This window comes from Mesorhizobium sp. M0207 (genome assembly GCF_040321995.1).
Lineage (GTDB): Bacteria > Pseudomonadota > Alphaproteobacteria > Rhizobiales > Rhizobiaceae > Mesorhizobium.
Map to the genome: position 1 here is coordinate 160,242 of NZ_JAMYSQ010000005.1, position 19,078 is coordinate 179,319.

Sequence of the window (19,078 nt, forward strand, 5' to 3'; positions counted from 1 at the left end):
TAAGGACCTAAGGCCGGCCGAGGAACGTTCGTTGGTTGGCTCACGTTGTGGTGAGCTTGGCGCGATGAAGATTGCGTCGGCAAATTCCAACAAGGAGACGGCTATGAGAATGCATCTTTCCACCGCAGCCGCGGGATTTTTGTTGCTGGCCGGCATTGGTGCCGCTGCCGCCCAGGACGTGGTCATCGAACCGCAGCAGGAAACCGTCATCAAGGAATACGTGAAGAAGCAGCCGCTCGCTTCGGTGAAAATTCCTGGAGTGGAGCTCAACATCGGCTCGCCTCTTCCCGATACAGTCGAGCTTCATGAAGTCCCCAACGTCAAATACCGTTATGTCGTCGTCGACAACCGGACCGTTCTGGTGGATCCGAGCACGCGCAAGATCGTCAAGGTCTACGACTGATCTGATCTTGGGAGCGCTGGCCCGGATGCACTCCGGGTCAGCCGCTCGACCGTCTCAATGATAGCCTTTGCCAGCGCCTCGCCCTCATGCACCGGCAGCGGTCCATATAGCAGGTTCACTGCCTCCTCGCTCGGCAGTACGCCGGCTGGACAGGTGAGTTCGATCGCCATGCGAACGAGCTGCAGGCCAGTTCTTTCCCCGTAAATGTAATTCTCGTCCATCGTAGGTAGTCTGGCGCCCGACTGGCGATCGTCAAGGATCGGCCCTGTGCGGCCGCGATGTTACACCGGGCGAGCCCGCGGTGCCGTCGCATACCATTGTTGCGGGGCAACGTGCACGCCGGCCTCCTGGTTTAAAAACTGCTCACATCATGCAGGTGAAGGCGGCCGGCCTGGTCCGCGGTATGGCAAAGATGCGCTGTTCAGCTCGGTCGAGAGGGCGCTGTTCTGTACGAGCTGTGACAGAGGCGGCCCGGTCAGGTTGGAGATCCACAAGCTGCCGAGGAACTGAAGCGCTCGCGTAGTGGGGAAGGTGGCCGGCGCCGCTTGGGGGGCGTTGGGGTAGTTTGCCTGAATAGGCGCCGGCCGGGCGGGTTGGGGTCCGCCGCGGTGAATACTAGCGAGCTTGGCGATTCAGGTAATTCCGCGATCACGGAAGACGGCACCTCGCCCTCGTCCTCGTGGCCGACGACTGGCGATAGGCCAATCCTTGAGACGATGAACGTCAGAAAGCCCACTGCAATGGGATGGCCCGCAATCGCCCTCATGGCTTAGTCATCAATCTCGTTGCCGTCGTCATCCTCGTCGGATCCGCGGTTGGGATCTTCGAGGTATGTTTGGCAGCCCTCGTCGAACGATTGGCTGTTTGAGCTGCAATCGCTTTCGTCGCTGATCCCGTTCTGCTGGGCCCAATCATAGCCAGCCTTGTGGCCCGAACAGTCTTCGGTGCAATCGTTGCCGCCAAAGGTCTCCTGAGCACTGGCCGCGCCACACCAAACGAACAGCATCAGAAAAAAAGCGAATTTTTTCATAGTTCCTCCTCCTATCCATCACACGCGCACCCATGCGCCTTGTGGCAGTTCTTCTCCCTCGAGATGCAGCTATCGCCGCACGCCTTGCCGGCGGAGCACGTCTTGCAGCAGCCCTCAACCAGGATTGTCGACCAGGGTATTGGCGGATCCGGGCGCATGACGATCGATGCCGTCGGCATCAGAACGCCGGCTATCGCCGCAGCGGCGACGAGTCGAAACATGGTTGCCCCCCTCCCATGGAAGGAGGATCAGAGCATTTGTGACGGCTCAAGTCGAGGGAGGTGCAAACGTGATGAAATGCAAGCTTTCGCACGCTGCCTCATGGAGGCGGGCTTAGGGTGCCCCAAGCGGGATTCCAACTGACTTTCTGTAATAATCTGACGCGGAGGGCGCAGTTGCGCTCGGAGGCGAGATCTCGCGCCCATTCAAGCATCTCGAAGGGCTCTCCAATCAGCATCCATGGTTGTTCACCGTTTGGGTTGACAATCCCGATCTGGTCTACGCTTGCGCTCAAGCCGTCGGCGTCGCGAGATAGCGTGACGAGAACAACGGGCTCGGGTCCGTTGACGGTCCATAAAACGTAATCAGTCATGGGTTAGTCCCTCCTCCACCGCGCTTGGATCCACGATCATCTCTGATCCAAGGGTTCGACCCGGATCAATTCATGACGCCTCCGGCTAGAGTGACTCTCGTAACCAAGAGACGCTTCAACCGTCCTGTGCTGCTTTCGAAACGGAAGGCAGTGAGACGGATCTCACCTTCCACAGCAAGCCTATCGCGCGCATTGTTTTGTAGGCTGTGTGTGATCATCTGAATGGTTAGAAAGTCGCGGCAGGTCTCCGCGAGCTCAAAGGGGATCGGCCTACGTTCTTCCTGCACGTAGATCCGGCCCCGAAAGGTATTGATGTTATAGCTGCTGACTCTGCCGATAAATTCGAGGGGGTGCTCGACCTGGGTGGTAAGCCGCACATAGTCGTATGTCTCCGCATCTAACGATGCGATTGCTTGCACGTCGCGCCGGTAAATGGATGATATGTCAGCTCGAGAAGCTGTCCTTGATCCATGAATCGGACGGTGCATGTCCTTCACGGAGTTTTCGGTCTTTTCGACCAAGGAATCGAGTTGGGATTCGGTGAGCTTCGGCGCTATAGGACGTCGCTGGCGTTGAAGATCTTCATATTGCTGTCCCAAAGTGCTGTCGAAATCGACATGGAAGCCGAGACTTTCGTTGATCACATAGTCGTACGCCGACACGACGAGGTTTCCTAAAACCGTGTCACGCGGTGCGGTCGCCAATTGATGAGCGCCGGCGGCTATCATCGCCACAGTAGTCACAACTTTCCAGCTGCCGGGCTCAGGCGACTTGATCAAGATTCGAGCGCCTCGTAGATATGGCGCCTGGATGATAATCTCGCCGTTAAGCACCAAGTGTGTGGTAAGCGCGAGCGAACGCTGGAATCCTGTCAGAGCGTCTGCAGCATCATAAAAATCCAGCTGGTTTTCCTCTGCATCGTTCCCTGAAAACGACAAGGCAAACTTCACATTGACAGCCATTGAGCCCCCTCCCATGTCGCATGCCATGTCGCATGGACCTGCCGATACTCGCAGGAAACCCTTGGAAATCAACGGTAGCAGATCGCAACATGGCGCGACATGAAAGGGCGCCCTTGCCAAGGTGCCCTTCCGATCAATCTTTTGATTTTATTGAGAAAAATTTGGTAGCGGGAGAGGGACTTGAACCCCCGACCCCAGGATTATGATTCCCGTGCTCTAACCAACTGAGCTACCCCGCCAGGGCGGCGAAGGCCCGAAATCCAGCTTAAATCGGCAGGCATATCGGCGCGTTCGCCAAGGTCGCGCGGATATAAGGTTGCGAGGCCAAGCCTGTCAAGCATCGAAGTGGCTGCCGCGCCGGCATATTGCTGGCGCCGAAAGCTTTGCCGGGCAGACATTTGAGCGCACAGGCCGGGGTTGAGTTCAGCGAGGCACGTCGCTATGTCTCGGCCACGAAAGTCATGGTCATGAATTGATGAAACCGCGCATTGCAGTCCTCGGTTGCGGATACTGGGGCAGCAACCACATCCGCACCCTAAAGGCGCTCGGCGCGCTGCATGCGGTTTCGGACGTCAACCCCGCGCGCGCGGAGGGTTTTGCCAGCGAGCAGGATTGCCTGGCGATAGAGCCGGAGGCGCTGTTTGCCCGCGACGATGTCGACGCCATCGTCATGGCGCTGCCGCCGCAGTTCCATGCCGACATGGCGGTGCGCGCCGTGCTCGGCGGCAAGGACGTGCTGGTGGAGAAGCCGATCGCGCTGACGGTGGCCGATGCCGAACGCTCGGTGCAGGCGGCCGCCGATAATGGCCGTGTCTTCATGGTCGGCCACGTGCTGCGCTTTCATCCCGCCTTCGAGACGCTGAAGGCGCTGATCGACAATGGCGAACTCGGCGAAGTCCGCTACATCCATTCGCATCGGCTCGGCCTCGGCAAGTTCCACACCGAAAACGACGCGCTATGGGATCTGGCGCCGCACGATCTGTCGATGATCCTGGCCATCACCGGCACCGAACCGGTCGAAGTGCGCGGCGAAGGCGCTGCTCTTCTCGACAATCTCAGCGACTTTGCGCATCTGCACATGCGCTTTCCCAACGGCCTGCGCGGCCATCTGTTCGCCTCGCGGCTCAACCCTTACCGCGAACGGCGGCTGACCGTTGTCGGCACCAAGGCAATGGCGGTGTTCGACGATGTCGAGCCGTGGGAGCGCAAGCTTGCCGTCTATCGCCACGCGGTGTGGCAGGACAGCGGCCAATGGGCGTTCACCGCCAACGAGCCGTCCTATGTCGCGGTCGGTGAGGGCATGCCGCTGACGCGCGAGCTGGAGCATTTCATCCACTGCATCGAGACGCGGGCCGAACCGCGCACCAGCGGCGAGGAGGCCATCCGCGTGCTGCGCATCCTGACCGCCGGCACCGTCGCCCATACAAGGCCCTAAGAGAAAACGCCGTCTATTCGGCGGGTACCCGCGCCGGCTGGACGGCAAGCCGCGTCAGCATCGCCTCGGCCTCCGCGCCGCGCTCGGAGCGCTCGATGAAGCCGCCGCCGAACACGCGCGCCTCGTTGCCATCGTCGGAATAGAGCACGCAAGCCTGACCGGGCGCGATGCCGGATTCGCCGTCTACCAGTTCCACCGAAGTGACACCGGCGCGGTGATGCAGCACGGCCGGGCGCGGCGGCCGCGTCGAGCGCACCTTGGCGAAAAGCTCAAGCCCGGCCGCCGGGATAGCGGTCAGCGGGCCATCGCCCAGCCAGTTCATGTTGCGCAAGAAGATCTTGTGGGTCTCCAGCGCCTCGCGAGGGCCGACGACGACGCGGGCCCGGTCGGCGTCGAGATGAACGACGTAGAGCGGCTCGCCCGAGGCGATGCCGATGCCGCGGCGCTGACCGACGGTGTAGCGCAAAATGCCCTCGTGGCGGCCAAGCACGCGCCCGTCTATATGGACGATGTCGCCTGGATTGGCGGCAGCCGGCTTCAGCTTGGCGATGATGTCGGAATACTTGCCCTGCGGCACGAAGCAGATGTCCTGGCTGTCCTGCTTGGCCGCAACCGTCAGTCCCATCTCCTCGGCGATGGCGCGAACCTCAGGCTTCGACAGGCCGCCGAGCGGAAAACGCAGATAGTCGATCTGTGCCTGGGTGGTGGCGAACAGGAAGTAGCTCTGGTCGCGGTCGGCGTCGACCGGCCGGTAAAGCGCGCGGTGGGCGCCATTGGCGCCGGAACGGATGTAGTGGCCGGTCGCCAGCGCGTCGGCGCCGAGTTCCTTGGCGGTCGCAAGAAGGTCGGCGAATTTCACCGTCTGATTGCAGGAAACGCAAGGGATCGGCGTTTCGCCGGCGACATAGCTCTCGGCGAACGGGTCGATCACCGCCTTGCGGAAGCGCTCCTCGTAATCGAGGACGTAATGCGGGATGGCGAGCGTCTCGGAGACGCGGCGGGCATCGTCGATGTCCTGGCCGGCGCAGCATGAGCCGGCCCGGTGCGTTGCCGCGCCGTGGTCATAAAGCTGCAGCGTGACACCGACGACGTCGTAGCCCTCGCGCTTCAGGAGGCCGGCAACGACCGACGAATCGACACCGCCCGACATGGCGACGACGACGCGGGTGTTTTCGGGGCGTCCGGGAAGATCGAGGCTGTTCATGGTTCTTTCGTTCTGCGCGGCACTTCAATGCCAATGGCCGGAATATAGGTCAAGCGTCTCGGCTGCGCCAGCTTTGGCGGGCCGGCTCATTTTTCCTGCCGGGTTCAATGCGCTTGCCGGCAGATGTTTCAAATGCCGATGAAAAGGCTAACGCCGCGTTCATGATCCTTACCTAACCATTAGGGTCTGCTTAGGCAAATTTTAAAGCTGTGGCGGTAATGTGGTGGGGATTGGGTCTTTGAGTTTTTTGTAGAGAGTACGATGACCGATCTAATTAGACCGCGAGTCAAATATGTTATCGGGCCGGACGGCAGCCCACTTACCATCGCCGATCTGCCGCCGACGAACACACGTCGCTGGGTTATCCGGCGCAAGGCGGAAGTGGTGGCGGCGGTGCGTGGCGGGCTTTTGAGCCTCGAAGAGGCATGCCAGCGCTACAAGCTCACCACCGAGGAATTCCTGTCCTGGCAAGCGTCGATCGACGAATACGGCCTTGCCGGCCTGCGCACCACGCGCATCCAGCAATACCGGCATTAGGCCGATAAGGGCGCTGATCAGCGCCCTTACGTCTGCAAGGGTCGACGATCTGCAATTTCAGACCGTCAGCACCACCTTGCCGATCGGCCTGGTGGCGAGAAAGGCATGGGCGGCACCGGCCTGTTCGAGCGGAAACGCCTTTGCCACGTGGACGGCCAGCTTTTTCGCGTCGATCAATTTGCCGAGCTCCACCAGAGCGGCACGGTCGGGCACTACGGACATGCGCTCGACGCGGATGCCTCGCGTCCTGGCCTTTGCCTTGGTGGCATCGCTGACATCGAGCAGCGACACCAGAACGCCGCCGGCCGTGAGCACTTTCAGTGATTGCTCCGCATGCACGCCGCCGAACGGGTCCAGAACCAGATCGATGTCGCGGGCCTTCGCGGTGAAATCGTCCCTTGTGTAGTCGATCACCTCGTCGGCGCCGAGCGAGCGGACGAAATCGAGCTTTTCCGGGCTGGCGGTCGCGACGACGTAAGCGCCGTGCGCCTTGGCGATCTGCACCGCCAGGTGGCCGACGCCGCCGGCTCCGGCGTGGATCAGCACGCGCTTGCCAGAATCGAGCCGGCCATGGCGGACAAGGCCTTGCCAGGCCGTCAGGCCGGCCAGCGGCAGCGCGGCGGCTTGCGCGTGATCTATGCCTTCAGGTTTCGGCGCAAGCTCATCAGCCGGGACGGCGGCGAGTTCGGCGTAGGCTGCCGCCTGTTTGGGAAAGCGCGGCATGCCGAACACGGCATCGCCGACCTTGAGGCCGGAGACGCCGGAGCCCAGCGCCTCGACAGTCCCCGAAACATCCCAGCCAAGGACAAAAGGCGGCTCGCCAAGCAGCGGATAGTGGCCGCCGCGCACCGCACCATCGACCGGATTGATGCCGGCCGCTTCGATGCGGACGAGCACTTCGCCGGCTTCGGGTGATGGCGCGGGGCGATCGGCAATGACGAGGACATCGGGTCCGCCGAAGGAATTCTGGATAATGGCACGCATGGAAGGCTCTCCTGCTGGTTTTGATGTGCCACTATCATTTGGATAGTTATTTTCTCTTGTCTAGTATATACCTTTTTGATATATATGCACCCCATGGATAGTGAAGATGTTTCCCCTTTTGGCTATGACGCCTTTCGGCGGTCGTGCCCGTCACACGCCGTGCTCGAGACGCTCGCCAGCAAATGGGTCTACCTGGTGATCTGTGCGCTGCGCCGGGGCCGGCTCCGCAACGGCGAATTGGCGCGCAAGCTCGAAGGCATCACGCCGAAAATGCTGACGCAGACGCTGCGTATCCTGGAACGCGACGGGCTTGTGCGGCGCGAGGTTTTCCCGGTCATTCCGCCGCGGGTCGAATATGAGCTGACCGAACTTGGCCAGAACCTGGCAGGACTGCTCAATCAGATCAGAGCCTGGTCGGAGCAGCATGTGCCCGACATCAAAAATGCGCGCGCACGGGCGGCGGAACAGCAAGAAGATCTGGATGCCTGAGGCGGGCACAGTTCGGTGCGCAGCAATAGCGCGCAAGCGCGACGCGCGTTAAAGTCTTGTTTTCACCCGATCATGGCGCTGCGGCCGCCGGCTTCTGTGTCGCGCGCCTTGGTGTCGCGCGATTCCAGCATCTCGGCCTTGGAAAGCTCCGCTTCGGCTTCGCTCAGCAATGATTCGGCGACATTTCGCTGCTGGGCGAGGTCGCTTTGCGAATTTCTAAGGTTGTCGCGGCGCAGACGTGCCGCCTTGGCGAAGGTCGGATAAGCAAAGTGATTGATGTCGGTGATGCCGGCCTTCTTCTCTTCGGCAGCAATCTGAAGTTCCAGCTCGACGGCCATGCGCTCGAATTCGGCGATCATCATGTCGAGCTGCAGCAGCTGCCGCCGCTTCTCGCTCACCTGAAATTGCTTCAGCCGAACGAGGTTTTCACGTGACTTCATGATTCGGTACTCCCGGAAACGCACACCTGCACATATCGTCCAATTCACCCGGCAAGGCCCAGGCTTGACCCGTTTCCACCGGCTTTCCCCGAACTATGGGAAACAAACTCCTAAAGTTTTTTGCCGGCGGTAACCATTCGTTTACGGGCATTGTTAATCATACGGCTCAGGACTTAAGGGCGGGTAAAAATTCTGCTTCTCGTCGGGAAACCCGGCCAACGAGTCCGAAGAGTCACTTAGTCTGGCTTATTAATGTGCTGCGTTAACGGTTTGGGTCTGTGATTCGTTATTGGATTCAACAAGGTGTAGAAAGGGGTTAAAAAATCTGATACCGTCATGGACGGGGAATTAGGTTTTATTAACCATTCGATGGCAGCCTCTGCTCAGGCAATCACTGCTCCGGTCCTGGACGGGTCGTGAAATGGTCCGGCAGCAGAAAAGGGGAATGAAATGCGCGTTCTGCTGATAGAAGACGACAGTGCAACCGCACAAAGCATCGAGCTGATGCTGAAATCGGAAAGTTTCAATGTCTATACGACCGACCTTGGCGAAGAGGGCGTCGATCTAGGCAAGCTTTACGATTACGACATCATTCTCCTCGACCTCAATCTCCCCGACATGTCGGGCTATGAAGTTTTGAGAACACTTCGCCTGTCCAAGGTGAAGACGCCGATCCTCATCCTCTCCGGCATGGCCGGCATCGAGGACAAGGTGCGCGGCCTCGGCTTCGGCGCCGACGATTACATGACCAAGCCCTTTCACAAGGACGAACTGGTCGCCCGCATCCATGCCATCGTGCGGCGTTCCAAGGGCCACGCCCAGTCGGTCATCACCACCGGCGACCTGGTGGTCAATCTCGATGCCAAGACCGTTGAGGTCGGTGGCCAGCGCGTGCATCTGACCGGCAAGGAATATCAGATGCTGGAACTGCTCTCGCTGCGCAAGGGCACCACGCTGACCAAGGAAATGTTCCTCAACCATCTCTATGGCGGCATGGATGAGCCGGAGCTGAAGATCATCGACGTCTTCATCTGCAAGCTGCGCAAGAAGCTTGACGCCGCGTCTGGCGGGCAGAATTACATCGAGACCGTCTGGGGCCGCGGCTATGTGCTGCGTGAGCCCGAAGATATCCGCGTCAGCGCCTGAACTAGGGGCGTGATCCCAAGGTGGGCGCCGATTTTTTCGGAAAAGAACCCGGCAAAACAACAAGATAGAGCCGATCCGATTTTCGTCGGAATGGAACAACTCTGATCAGGCGGCAATCTTCAAGGCGCGGAAGCACTCGAGCAGTTGCGGCCGGTTGAACGGCTTCAGCAGGTAGCCCTGGGCGCCGGCTCGTTTTGCCCGCATGATCGCCCCGACATCGACCTCGACCAGCGAAATCAAAACCTGCGGCAATACCGGGCTTTCCATGGCGCGCAGGCGGCGGATGAGGTCCTGCGCCTGCATGTCCGGCAAGGCGCCGTCGACGACGATGATATCAGGCATGTCGGCCGCGCACATCTCGATCGCCTCGTGGCCGCTGGCGGCTTCGATCACCATCATGCCGGAACCGCCCAGGATACGCCTTGCGACCTTCCTGATGACGCTCGAATTGTCGACGAACATGCAGCGTTTCATTCCGGGACCCTCTTTGCCATGCGGCGAACCGGCAGCGTCGTGGCATCTGCCGGGGAACATAGGCCGATCTGGTAAAGAAGCCGAAAAGCCGTTAGGTAAAATTTTCCTGAAGGTGTTTTAAGCGAAATCTTCTTTCGCAATGCTTCACGCAATCAATCCGCAAGCCCGCCCCACAGATGTTAGGAACAACGCCGCAAATATGACTTGAGAAAAATACTTTCCCCACTCTTTAGGAGAACTTTAGGCTGCCGAAAGGACGATCTCGTCGGCGGTCGCATGGATCGAAATCGTCATGTTGGCTTCGCGGGCCAGGAGCAGCGTGTAATAGGGCTGCACCGAATGCGCGTCGATCGGCTCTTCCGGCCTGTGGCCGGAATGCAATTCCAGGAATTTGGGCGGCACGCGGAGCATCGGGCCGCTCGCCGCGAGCGCAAAGCGCGGCTCGGTCTCGAGGTTCTCCAGCGTGACCACCAGCCTGCCGCCGCGCGGAATGGCGGCGTTAGCGACGAGGATGAGATTGAGCAGCAGCTTGACCTTGTTCTTGGGCAACAGTGCGCGGGTTCCGTTCCAGATCAGTTCCGGCTTCTCGTTCTTCAGGAAGGCGATGGCCACGGCCTCGGCGTCCCCGGTGTCGATCAGCATGCCGGCGGAACCGGCGGCGCCGAAGGCGATGCGGGCGAATTGCAGGCGGGCGGAGGCGTTTTTGGCGCTTTGGCGGATCAGCTTCATGGCGTCTTCGTCGGCGCCGCCTTCGTCGAGCAGCTCAAGCCCGTTGTTTATGGCGCCGACCGGCGAAATGATGTCGTGGCAGACCCGGCTGCACAGCAGCGCTGCCAGATCGGGTGCGGAAAGGGTGAAAAGCTCGGCCATCGGCAAAAATCCCTGCAAATTTCACAACACAATGACCGGGCGATCATGATCACGCCTGTCCACACGAATCACGCTCTCTCCCAAGCATTCTGAATACACAGCGCTTGTGCGTGCAGCAACAAATCCGAAATCATGATTGTCGAAAATGGCGTGTTCACGCAGCAGGGTGCTGCGCGGGCGATGTGAAAACAGCCTTCGAACCGCCATCTTCATGTGGGAGTTTAATGGTTGAAAAAGGATTACGGCATAGTTTGCCCCTAACAGTCATCCTTAACGGCCGCCAAAGAGCCGTACGGGTGCGAGGCGTCGGCGAAAGTGCTCCCTGACGGAGATTGGAAGCATGGTTTCCCGATTCTACGACCGGACTTTTTTCCGTGTCATCTCAATGACGATCGCGCTCATCGGCCTTGTCGCCTTTTCGGCATCGGCCGCGCGGGCGCAGGAATACACCGCGCAGGAGATCGTCGATTCCGGTCATAAATTCTTCGGCGCGACGTCGGGCGGGCTCGCCACCGTCGTCGAGAAGATTTTCGCCACCTATGGCCTGCCGAACGGCTATCTGCTCGGCGAAGAGGGGTCCGGGGCGCTGATCGGTGGCCTGACCTATGGCGAAGGCACGCTCTACACCAAGAATGCCGGCGACCACAAAGTGTTCTGGCAAGGCCCTTCGCTCGGCTGGGATTTCGGCGGCGAGGGCTCGCGCGTCATGATGCTGGTCTACAATCTCGACGATGTGAGCAGCCTCTATAATCGTTTTGGCGGCGTCGCCGGCTCCGCCTATGTCGTCGCCGGCGTCGGCTTCAACGTGCTGAAGAACAACAATGTGCTGCTCGTGCCGATCCGTACCGGCGTCGGCGCTCGTCTCGGCGTCAATCTCGGCTACCTCAAGCTCACCCAGCGCGCGACCTGGAATCCGTTCTGACCTGCATAATGGCGCCACTGCGATTGGAGCTGTGATCCCACGGTCTGAGCTTTGCCGCAGCATACTCTTGCCGTGGCGCCGGATTTCCGTCATGCGAAGATGGCAAAGTCGACCTTTGGCGGTTGCCATGCACAACGGATAGTCATCTTGGTCCAGTCGATCCTGTTCTTTGTTCTCGGCTTTCTCTGCGCCGGCTTTCTGGCGCTGATGATTGCTCCGGCCGTGTGGCGGCGGGCGGTGGCGCTGACGCGCAAGCGCGTCGAGGGCTCGATGCCGTTGACGCTGGCCGAGATCCAGGCGGACAAGGATCGCATTCGCGCCGAGTTCGCGGTTTCGGTGCGCCGGCTTGAAATGACCGTCAAGTCATTGCGCGAGAAAGCCGCCGAACAGCTGGTCGAGATCGGCCGCGACCGCGAAGCCCTGAAGGAATTGGCGGCCGAGCGACAGGACAAGAACCGGGTCGTCGCCGATCTTACAGCCAGCGGCGAGGAGCTTCGCAAGCGCGATGAGCAACTGCAGCAGCTGTCGGAACGGCTTGCGGAGACCGAGCGCGCCCTCGAAAAGCGCGGGCTCGAACTGCGGAAACTGGAGCACATGTATGACGACGCCAGTTTTTCGTCCAGCAGCAGGCAGATCGAGCTGGTGGCGCGCGAATCCGAGCTGCAGAAGTTGGCAAGCGACATTTCGCTGCTGCGCGGCCAGCGCAAGGAGGCGGACAGGCGCAGCCAGGAACTGGCAGCCGAAAGCAAGGTTTTGCGGGACGCGCTGAAGGCCGAGAAGAAAAGAACCGGCGACCTGGAAAAGAAGGTCGAACGCCTGCTCGCCTCGCTGGCCGATCGCGAGGACAGGCTCGAGCGCCGCGAGAAGGAACTGGTGCGCCTTCGCGAAAAGCCGAAAGGCGCTGAAAGGGCGCCTGCGGTGGGTCTTGCCGGCGTGCCAGGCAGTCAGGTCAATGTGGCCGCCAACGGCGACATCGAACAGACAACCGCCAAGCTCGACGCCGACCGCGAGCGGCTGGAGGCCAGGCTGACGTCGCTGGCACGCGAGAACAGGCGGCTGAAGACAGATCTTGCTGCCGTCGAAACGTCGAAATCGCGGACCGGAGACGATACCGGCAGCGCCAGCGCGGCATTGCGCGAAGAGATGAACGATCTGGCGGCGCAAGTCGTGGCCTTGACGGCAAAGCTCGACGGGCCGGATTCGCCGATCGCCCGGGCGCTTGCAGCGCCTGAGGATACGCGGCCGGGGAGCGGCGGACGCAGCCTTGCCGATCGGGTGCGGGCGCTGCAGAAGGCCGCTTCGACCGACTAAGATTCCACAAGCGCGAGCGGGACGCCCCGGCTCTAAATTAGGCTCCGGAAAAATGATGCAGCGCGATGGCTGATGCGGCGGCGACGTTCAGGCTGTCGAAGCCCTGCGCCATACCGATCCGCAGCGTCTGCAGGCGGGCAAGCAGGCTTTCCGGCAGGCCTTCGCCCTCGGTGCCGAGATAGAGCGCCAGCCGCTCGTTTCTCTTGGCATCGCGAATGTCGATCTGCCCGCGCGGCGACAAGGCGAATTGGCTGAAGCCTTGCCGGTCGAGCATTGCGGTGCAGCCCGCGGTATCGGCAAAGCAGGCGAAGGGGACTTTCAAGGCCGCGCCCACCGAGACGCGGATTGCCTTGCGGTACAGCGGATCGCAGCAGGTCGGATCGAGAAGCGCGGCATCCGCGCCAAAGGCGGCGGCATTGCGGAAGATCGATCCCATATTGTCATGATTGGCGATGCCGACCAGCACCACGATCAGCGCGCGGGCGGGCAGTGCGCCGAGCAAAGCTTCAGCGGAGACGGCCGCGCCCTTGCGGCCGATCGCCAATATGCCGCGATGCATGTGGAATCCGGCAATCCTGTCCATGACTTCGCCGGATGCGACATAGATCGGAAGCCCGGCAGGCGCCTTGCGCAGGACGTCATCGAGGCCGGCCAGCCGGTTCTCGAGCACCAGCACCGATTCTGCCTCGAAGCGACGGGCGGCAAGCAGCGTGTCGAGCACCACCTTGCCTTCGGCGACGAAACGGCCCTGCCGGCCGGCAAGATCGCGTTCCCGGATGTCGAGATAGGCGGCGACGCGAGGATCCTGCGGGTCGTCTATGCGGATCGGATTCATGGCTTCCTCGGCGGATCTTGGCGTCGGCCGCGAATCGGGATTCGGCTTCGGAAGGCATGATGCCGGATCCGAAGCTCTGACCGTATCTCAGCGTCCAAATGGATGCACGCCGTTCTAACGGTCAAATCCAATCACAAGGCGCCGGGCCGAGACGCCTTGCCTGGCCTCCTGGCGGCATGGAGATATTGATTCCCGCGGCACGGCACTTCGGCCAAGCCGCTTCAATGCAGAATTTCGATGGGGCGAAGGAACCCCACGGGGCCATGCCGCGTCATAGAGGCGGGCTCCTGCTGCGGTCCTGGGAGGACATCGATGATCAGGCTCCTCCTCGTCTTTACCGCCACGCTTGCCCTTGCATGCGGCGTGGCCAGCGCGGCCAAGCTCGATCCAGCCACCGTCAATCAGGCCCAATTCACTATCGGCGAACCGAAGGGTGTCGATCCGATGCTGCTGAAGGCGCAGATCCTTCTGGATCGCGCCCGCTTCTCGCCGGGCCTGATCGACGGGCGCCTTTCCCAGAACTTCGCCAAGGCCGTCGCCGCGTTTCAGGCGGCAAACGGACTTCCGCCCGAGGGCAAGCTCAGTCCACAAACCTGGAGCAAACTCATCGCAACCTCCGCCAAGCCGGTGCTGGTGACCTATGAGGTGATGCGCAAGGATGTGCGCGGACCTTTCACCAGGCGTATTCCGGCTCGCTTGGAGAGGATGGCCCGCTTGCGGCGGCTCGGCTACCGCAATGCGGTGGAGAGGTTGGCCGAGCGCTTCCACGTCAGCGACCAATTGCTGCGAATGCTCAATCCGGGCACCAGCCTCAGGAAACCAGGCAGGACCTTGGTGGTGCCTGATGTCGGCAGAGGCGACCCTCCCGCCGGCGTCGCCACCGTCGAGGTCGACAAGGGCGCTCGCCTGGTGCGTGTGCTCGACCGTGCCGGCAAATGGCTGGCGGTCTACCCGGCCTCGATTGGGAGCGAGGAGAAGCCGGCGCCAAGCGGCATGGCGGAGGTCAGGCGCGTGGTGCACAACCCTACCTATCATTACGATCCGGACTTCGCTTTCAAGGGGGTCAAGACCAAGCGGCCCTTCACCATCGCTGCCGGGCCGAACAATCCCGTGGGATCGGTCTGGATCGACCTCTCCATCGAAAGCTACGGCATCCACGGCACGCCCGAACCAGGCAAGATCGGCACGACCTTTTCGCATGGCTGCATCCGGTTGACCAATTGGGATGCCGAAGACCTTGCCTCCATGGTGCAGGCGGGCACGAAGGTCGAGTTCAAGGACGAGATTGCGCAGGCCGCCGACGAGCGCGTTCAGTAGCAAGGCTGACTTGGCAGGAGGGCGGACTTGGCAGCAAGGCGGACTTGGCGGGGCATTCTCCGCCTCGGCCGCTCAGGTCCCGGCGCGACGCAGCCGGTGAGCCATCTGCGACAGTTCACCTTCGCCGAAAATGCCGTCCAGCATGTGCAGCAATTCGCGCACCGCCGCGGACTTGCAGGAATAATAGATCATTTGCCGGTCGCGGCGGGTCTCGACAAGGTCGGAAGCCCTGAGCTTGGCCAGATGCTGTGACAGGGCGGATTGGCTGAGCGATACCTTCTCGGCTATGGCGCCGACCGACATCTCGCCCTCGGCCAGATAGCTCATGATCAACAAACGTTTTTCGTTGCCCATCAGCGTCAGAAACGCAGCCGCGGTTCCGGCGTTGGCGACTAGTTTGTTCGAGACCATAGATCCCCCATGCCTTCTTGCTCATCCGCCGCTATGGGGGCAATAGCGTCGGATTCCATAGACTTTCCCTATAGATGCACGCCAGCGATTCAGCGTCACTCGCAAAGGTAGAACATTTCGCTCAAATCTCAAGGCTTGCTTTCCACGCAAGCCGATTAACTGTGCGGCTGTGATTAATTTGCCGATCGGGCAGCCCTGGCCATGTCAACCAGGACAGGCCTGAGGTCGCGCGCCGCTCTCAGCGGCTCGGGGAAGAAAACCCGACAGACATTGTCGCCCGATACGAGATCCATCCCGTCGGCGTCGAACCCGGTGACGATCCAGCCGTCACTCTCCGCCCCGCCGAAATGACTTGCGTAGAGGGCAATCGCATCGAGATGGTCGGCGTTCATGTGGTCGAGCGCCGATTGCTCGCCGGCGGCAAGCTCTTCGACGATCGCTCCCGTCGCGACCAGATCGGTGCGGTCGAGCAGATAGGCCTTGCCGAAGCCTCCGTTCAGGCTGGCGCGCTCCGGTTCGAGCCGGAAGATCGAGAAGTCGCCGAGCCCGGCATAGAGTTTTGCCTTAGGGTTGCGGTTGAGGTAGCGCCGCTCGGCGCGGGCGTGTTCGTTCGATCCGCGTTCGAGCGGCACGGCGCGGCAGACGAGCGTCAATCGCGGATGCGCCAGCGGATCGCCCCTGCCGGGTTCGCCGACGAGCAACGAGCAGCGCGGGTCGGCAAGGATGGCGCCGGTATGGGCGGACAGCATCGATACCAGGATCAATGGCGTGCCGTCGATGTCTGTGGCGACGCCGACCCGGCTGGCCAGCGGCGAACCGGTTCCTGGTTCGAGCACAGCCAACGCGCCGAAATGGGCGCTGCGGATCAGCGTCTTTGCCAGCCTGATCGCCTCGGTATCGGTCGCGCGGATCACGTCTTTCCTGGGTTCGTCCAAGGCATCACCGTCGCATTTATTTCGGCGCCATGCGGATGGCGCCGTCGAGGCGAATTGTCTCGCCGTTGAGCATCTGGTTCTCGATGATGTGCAAGGCAAGTGCCGCGTATTCCGAAGGCTCGCCCAAACGGGAAGGGAAGGGCACAGCGGCGCCGAGCGAATCCTGCACCTCCTGCGGCATGCCGGCCATCATCGGCGTCCTGAAGATGCCGGGTGCGATGGTGCAGACGCGAATGCCGGAGCGGGCGAGATCGCGCGCCACCGGCAGCGTCATGCTGACGACACCGGCCTTGGACGCGGAATAGGCGGCCTGGCCGATCTGGCCGTCATAGGCTGCGACCGACGCGGTGTTGACGATGACGCCGCGCTCGCCGCCCTGCAGCGGCTCGAGCCTGGCGGCGCGGTCGGCGACCAGGCGGATCATGTTGAAGGTGCCGATCAGATTGACCTCGATCACCTTGCGGTATTGATCGAGCGGATGCGGTCCGTCCTTGCCGATCGTCTTCATGCCGACAACGATGCCGGCGCAATTGACCAGGATGCGCGGTGCGCCGAGCGTCTCTGCCGCTTCCGCGACTGCGGCGGCACCGCTCTCGGCGTCGCTCACATCGCATCGGACGGCGATGCCGCCGATGTCGGCCGCCACCTTGGCCGCACGCTCGATACCGAGATCGAGGACGGCAACCCTGGCGCCGCCGGCGGCAAGAGCGCGCGCCGTCGCCTCGCCAAGGCCGGAGCCGCCACCGGTGACGATCGCAATCTGGCCGTTCGGGTTCATCTCGACGTCCTCCTCCGTGCCCAGACTATGCCGCCAAGCCACCGTGCGACAGCACCGGCACGGTCATGCCATCGCGGCGATATGCGCGGCAATCCTTGCCTGGTCGGCGTGGCAAACCTCGCCCGCCAGCCTCGCCAACGCGCCCGGCACGATCTCGTGCGCCAAAAGCCGGTCGGGGTCGACCGGACGCGGCATCGAGATCTGCCCGCGCGGCAGCCTCCTGAAGCCGAGCGGGCCGTAGTAGGGTTCGTCGCCGACCAGCATCACCGCCGGCGCGCCGGCCTTGGCGGCGGCTTCCAGCGCGATTGCCACCAGCCGGCGGCCGATGCCGAAATTCTTGAAGGCCGGCCGCACAGCGAGCGGCCCGAGCATCAGCGCGCGGCCAGCGCCGGCGGCGATGCGCGTCATCCGTACCGAGGCGACGACGATTGTGCCATCGACGGCCACGAAGGACAAAGCCCGTTCATGCGGGCCACCTTGGCGGATCTTGTAGGCGGCGAGCACGAAACGACCTGGCCCGAAGGCCTCGTCATTGATGGCTTCGATTTCAGGATCGTGCGCCGGAGTTTCCGGCAGGTATTTCACGTCGGCCAGGTATTTCAAGTCGGCAAGGCTCATGGTCTTTGCGTTCCGGTATGCGAGGAAAGGTTTGCTGCAAGCGGCAGCGTTCGCCAGTCAGCGCTTCATCAAGCGCGGGCGCTCTTTCGTCGTCGGTCGAACCGGATCACGGCAAAGTCGAACATGCGGATGTCCGCTAGCACCAATTTTCAGCCGCCGCAATCGGCCCGCGCAGCCGACGCGCACTCGACGACGCAGCCGTTGACGATCTGTTCAGCATCGGGGATTTCCGCGGCGCCGCTTGGTGCCCTACATCGAGCAGGAGCGAGAAAGGATATTGCATGGGATTGCTAGTCGAAGGCCAATGGCAGGACCGCTGGCACGATACCGGGGAGAGCGGCGGCAGGTTCGTGCGGGCGCAGTCGCAGTGGCGCGACTGGGTGACCCGCGACGGCACGCCGGCCGAAGGGCGAAAACGCGGCTTCAAGGCCGAGCCCGGCCGCTATCACCTCTATGTCTCGCTCGCCTGCCCGTGGGCGCATCGGACGCTGATCTTTCGCGTGCTCAAAAAACTCGAGGACGTGATTTCCGTCTCGGTCGTCCATCATTTCATGGGCGCCGACGGCTGGACGTTCCTGGCCGAGGACGGCGCCACCGGCGATACGCTGTACGGCCTCGATTTCCTGCACCAGATCTACACCAGGGCCGATCCCGGCTATTCGGGCCGAGTCACCGTTCCGGTGCTGTGGGACAAACGCGAGCAGACCATCGTTTCCAACGAATCCTCCGAGATCATCCGCATGCTCAATTCCGCCTTCGACGAATGGGGCGATGCCAGGCTCGATTTTTATCCGCAACCGTTGTGCGGCGAGATCGATGCGATCAATGCGCTGGTCTATCCCGCGGTCAACAACGGCGTCTACCGTGCCGGCTTCGCCACCACGCAGGCAGCCTACGAGGAGGCATTCGGCGAATTGTTCTCGGCGCTCGACATGCTGGAGGACCGTCTGTCAAGGCAGCGCTATCTCGTCGGCAGCCGCATCACCGAGGCGGACTGGCGGCTGTTCACGACACTGGTCCGCTTCGACCCGGTCTATGTCGGCCATTTCAAGTGCAATCTGCGCCGCATAGCCGACTATCCGAACCTGTCGAATTACCTGCGCGATCTCTACCAGGTGCCGGGCGTCGCCGGCACGGTGAGTTTGCACCACATCAAGGCGCATTATTACGGCAGCCACGAGACCATCAACCCGACGCGCATCGTGCCGGTCGGGCCGGAGCTGGACTACGGCGCGCCGCATGACCGGGACAGGTTCAGGAATGCGGCGTGAAATCAGCGATCTAGCGGAAGGTCTCGGAGTCCATCTTTGCCCTTCTAACGAGTTCAGCTTTCAATATGGTATTTCCAAATCGATTGGAGTAGCCGAGCGACGTTGCAAGGAACG

The 19,078-nt window shown here is 61.7% G+C and carries 22 protein-coding genes and 1 tRNA gene; 9 read left to right on the plus strand and 14 right to left on the minus strand.

What is annotated here, in order from left to right:
* The first annotated feature begins 103 nt into the window (after positions 1-103).
* Positions 104-403 (plus strand): DUF1236 domain-containing protein, encoded by a 300-nt coding sequence (locus NKJ15_RS10670; RefSeq protein ID WP_352815196.1) that lies wholly within the window; start codon positions 104-106, stop codon positions 401-403.
* Positions 404-1,172: 769 nt separating this feature from the next.
* Here the strand turns inward: NKJ15_RS10670 and NKJ15_RS10675 are convergent.
* The 4 genes from NKJ15_RS10675 to NKJ15_RS10690 all read right to left on the minus strand — a co-directional run bounded on the left by NKJ15_RS10675 (position 1,173) and on the right by NKJ15_RS10690 (position 3,226).
* Positions 1,173-1,433 (minus strand): hypothetical protein, encoded by a 261-nt coding sequence (locus NKJ15_RS10675; protein WP_352815198.1) that lies wholly within the window; start codon positions 1,431-1,433, stop codon positions 1,173-1,175.
* 319 nt (positions 1,434-1,752) lie between these two features.
* A complete protein-coding gene (locus NKJ15_RS10680) occupies positions 1,753-2,025 on the minus strand; it encodes a hypothetical protein (RefSeq protein ID WP_352815200.1) in 273 nt (90 codons plus the stop codon).
* A gap of 65 nt (positions 2,026-2,090) precedes the next feature.
* Positions 2,091-2,987: a DUF7946 domain-containing protein gene (locus NKJ15_RS10685; protein ID WP_352815202.1), complete on the minus strand. Its 897-nt coding sequence runs from the start codon at positions 2,985-2,987 to the stop codon at positions 2,091-2,093.
* A 162-nt stretch (positions 2,988-3,149) separates the two neighbouring features.
* Positions 3,150-3,226, minus strand: a tRNA-Met gene (locus NKJ15_RS10690).
* A gap of 236 nt (positions 3,227-3,462) precedes the next feature.
* Here NKJ15_RS10690 and NKJ15_RS10695 point away from each other — a divergent pair.
* On the plus strand, positions 3,463-4,422 hold the full coding sequence (locus NKJ15_RS10695) for a Gfo/Idh/MocA family protein (RefSeq protein ID WP_352466761.1): 960 nt from the start codon (positions 3,463-3,465) through the stop codon (positions 4,420-4,422).
* 13 nt (positions 4,423-4,435) lie between these two features.
* On the opposite strand, the gene mnmA is transcribed toward NKJ15_RS10695, so the two are convergent.
* Complete coding sequence (gene mnmA / locus NKJ15_RS10700; protein WP_352456412.1) at positions 4,436-5,626, minus strand: tRNA 2-thiouridine(34) synthase MnmA; 1,191 nt, start codon at positions 5,624-5,626, stop codon at positions 4,436-4,438.
* Positions 5,627-5,887: 261 nt separating this feature from the next.
* On the opposite strand from mnmA, the gene sciP reads away from it, so the two are divergent.
* Positions 5,888-6,163 carry a CtrA inhibitor SciP gene (sciP, locus tag NKJ15_RS10705; protein WP_023679563.1) on the plus strand — a complete coding sequence of 92 codons (276 nt, stop codon included), beginning with the start codon at positions 5,888-5,890 and terminating at the stop codon, positions 6,161-6,163.
* A gap of 57 nt (positions 6,164-6,220) precedes the next feature.
* Here sciP and NKJ15_RS10710 read toward each other — a convergent pair whose 3' ends face one another.
* Positions 6,221-7,147 (minus strand): NADP-dependent oxidoreductase, encoded by a 927-nt coding sequence (locus tag NKJ15_RS10710; protein ID WP_352540957.1) that lies wholly within the window; start codon positions 7,145-7,147, stop codon positions 6,221-6,223.
* A 93-nt stretch (positions 7,148-7,240) separates the two neighbouring features.
* Between NKJ15_RS10710 and NKJ15_RS10715 the strand changes: the two genes are divergently transcribed.
* Positions 7,241-7,636 carry a winged helix-turn-helix transcriptional regulator gene (locus tag NKJ15_RS10715; protein ID WP_352469683.1) on the plus strand — a complete coding sequence of 132 codons (396 nt, stop codon included), beginning with the start codon at positions 7,241-7,243 and terminating at the stop codon, positions 7,634-7,636.
* A gap of 62 nt (positions 7,637-7,698) precedes the next feature.
* Here the strand turns inward: NKJ15_RS10715 and NKJ15_RS10720 are convergent, their stop codons facing one another.
* The gene (locus NKJ15_RS10720) at positions 7,699-8,076 is read right to left on the minus strand and encodes a flagellar export protein FliJ (RefSeq protein ID WP_023719275.1); all 378 of its coding nucleotides are present in this window, start codon (positions 8,074-8,076) and stop codon (positions 7,699-7,701) included.
* 450 nt (positions 8,077-8,526) lie between these two features.
* On the opposite strand from NKJ15_RS10720, the gene ctrA reads away from it, so the two are divergent.
* Entirely contained in the window at positions 8,527-9,222 is a 696-nt protein-coding gene (gene ctrA / locus NKJ15_RS10725; protein ID WP_006203583.1) for a response regulator transcription factor CtrA, read from the plus strand.
* Positions 9,223-9,327: 105 nt separating this feature from the next.
* On the opposite strand, the gene NKJ15_RS10730 is transcribed toward ctrA, so the two are convergent.
* Positions 9,328-9,696, minus strand: a complete 369-nt coding sequence (locus tag NKJ15_RS10730) for a response regulator (protein WP_352452918.1) — start codon at positions 9,694-9,696, stop codon at positions 9,328-9,330.
* Positions 9,697-9,936: 240 nt separating this feature from the next.
* Entirely contained in the window at positions 9,937-10,566 is a 630-nt protein-coding gene (gene chpT, locus NKJ15_RS10735; protein ID WP_352452917.1) for a histidine phosphotransferase ChpT, read from the minus strand.
* Between the two features lie 340 nt (positions 10,567-10,906).
* Between chpT and NKJ15_RS10740 the strand changes: the two genes are divergently transcribed.
* Both NKJ15_RS10740 and NKJ15_RS10745 read left to right on the plus strand, forming a co-directional pair.
* Positions 10,907-11,488 carry a DUF1134 domain-containing protein gene (locus tag NKJ15_RS10740; RefSeq protein WP_023679557.1) on the plus strand — a complete coding sequence of 194 codons (582 nt, stop codon included), beginning with the start codon at positions 10,907-10,909 and terminating at the stop codon, positions 11,486-11,488.
* A 147-nt stretch (positions 11,489-11,635) separates the two neighbouring features.
* Positions 11,636-12,799, plus strand: coding sequence for a coiled-coil domain-containing protein (locus NKJ15_RS10745; RefSeq protein WP_352469685.1), 1,164 nt, complete (start codon positions 11,636-11,638; stop codon positions 12,797-12,799).
* A 37-nt stretch (positions 12,800-12,836) separates the two neighbouring features.
* On the opposite strand, the gene NKJ15_RS10750 is transcribed toward NKJ15_RS10745, so the two are convergent.
* Entirely contained in the window at positions 12,837-13,634 is a 798-nt protein-coding gene (locus tag NKJ15_RS10750) for a TrmH family RNA methyltransferase (protein WP_352502237.1), read from the minus strand.
* 312 nt (positions 13,635-13,946) lie between these two features.
* Here NKJ15_RS10750 and NKJ15_RS10755 point away from each other — a divergent pair, with 312 nt between their 5' ends.
* Positions 13,947-14,951 (plus strand): L,D-transpeptidase, encoded by a 1,005-nt coding sequence (locus tag NKJ15_RS10755; protein WP_352815206.1) that lies wholly within the window; start codon positions 13,947-13,949, stop codon positions 14,949-14,951.
* Positions 14,952-15,023: 72 nt separating this feature from the next.
* Here NKJ15_RS10755 and NKJ15_RS10760 read toward each other — a convergent pair whose 3' ends face one another.
* The 4 genes from NKJ15_RS10760 to NKJ15_RS10775 all read right to left on the minus strand — a co-directional run bounded on the left by NKJ15_RS10760 (position 15,024) and on the right by NKJ15_RS10775 (position 17,693).
* Positions 15,024-15,362: an ArsR/SmtB family transcription factor gene (locus NKJ15_RS10760; RefSeq protein WP_023679553.1), complete on the minus strand. Its 339-nt coding sequence runs from the start codon at positions 15,360-15,362 to the stop codon at positions 15,024-15,026.
* 173 nt (positions 15,363-15,535) lie between these two features.
* Complete coding sequence (locus NKJ15_RS10765) at positions 15,536-16,297, minus strand: HugZ family pyridoxamine 5'-phosphate oxidase (RefSeq protein WP_352815208.1); 762 nt, start codon at positions 16,295-16,297, stop codon at positions 15,536-15,538.
* A 16-nt stretch (positions 16,298-16,313) separates the two neighbouring features.
* A complete protein-coding gene (locus NKJ15_RS10770; protein WP_352815210.1) occupies positions 16,314-17,075 on the minus strand; it encodes a 3-hydroxyacyl-CoA dehydrogenase in 762 nt (253 codons plus the stop codon).
* A gap of 63 nt (positions 17,076-17,138) precedes the next feature.
* Positions 17,139-17,693 (minus strand): GNAT family N-acetyltransferase, encoded by a 555-nt coding sequence (locus NKJ15_RS10775; protein WP_352815212.1) that lies wholly within the window; start codon positions 17,691-17,693, stop codon positions 17,139-17,141.
* 281 nt (positions 17,694-17,974) lie between these two features.
* Between NKJ15_RS10775 and NKJ15_RS10780 the strand changes: the two genes are divergently transcribed.
* The gene (locus tag NKJ15_RS10780) at positions 17,975-18,964 is read left to right on the plus strand and encodes a glutathione S-transferase family protein (RefSeq protein ID WP_352815214.1); all 990 of its coding nucleotides are present in this window, start codon (positions 17,975-17,977) and stop codon (positions 18,962-18,964) included.
* Positions 18,965-19,078: the final 114 nt, after the last annotated feature.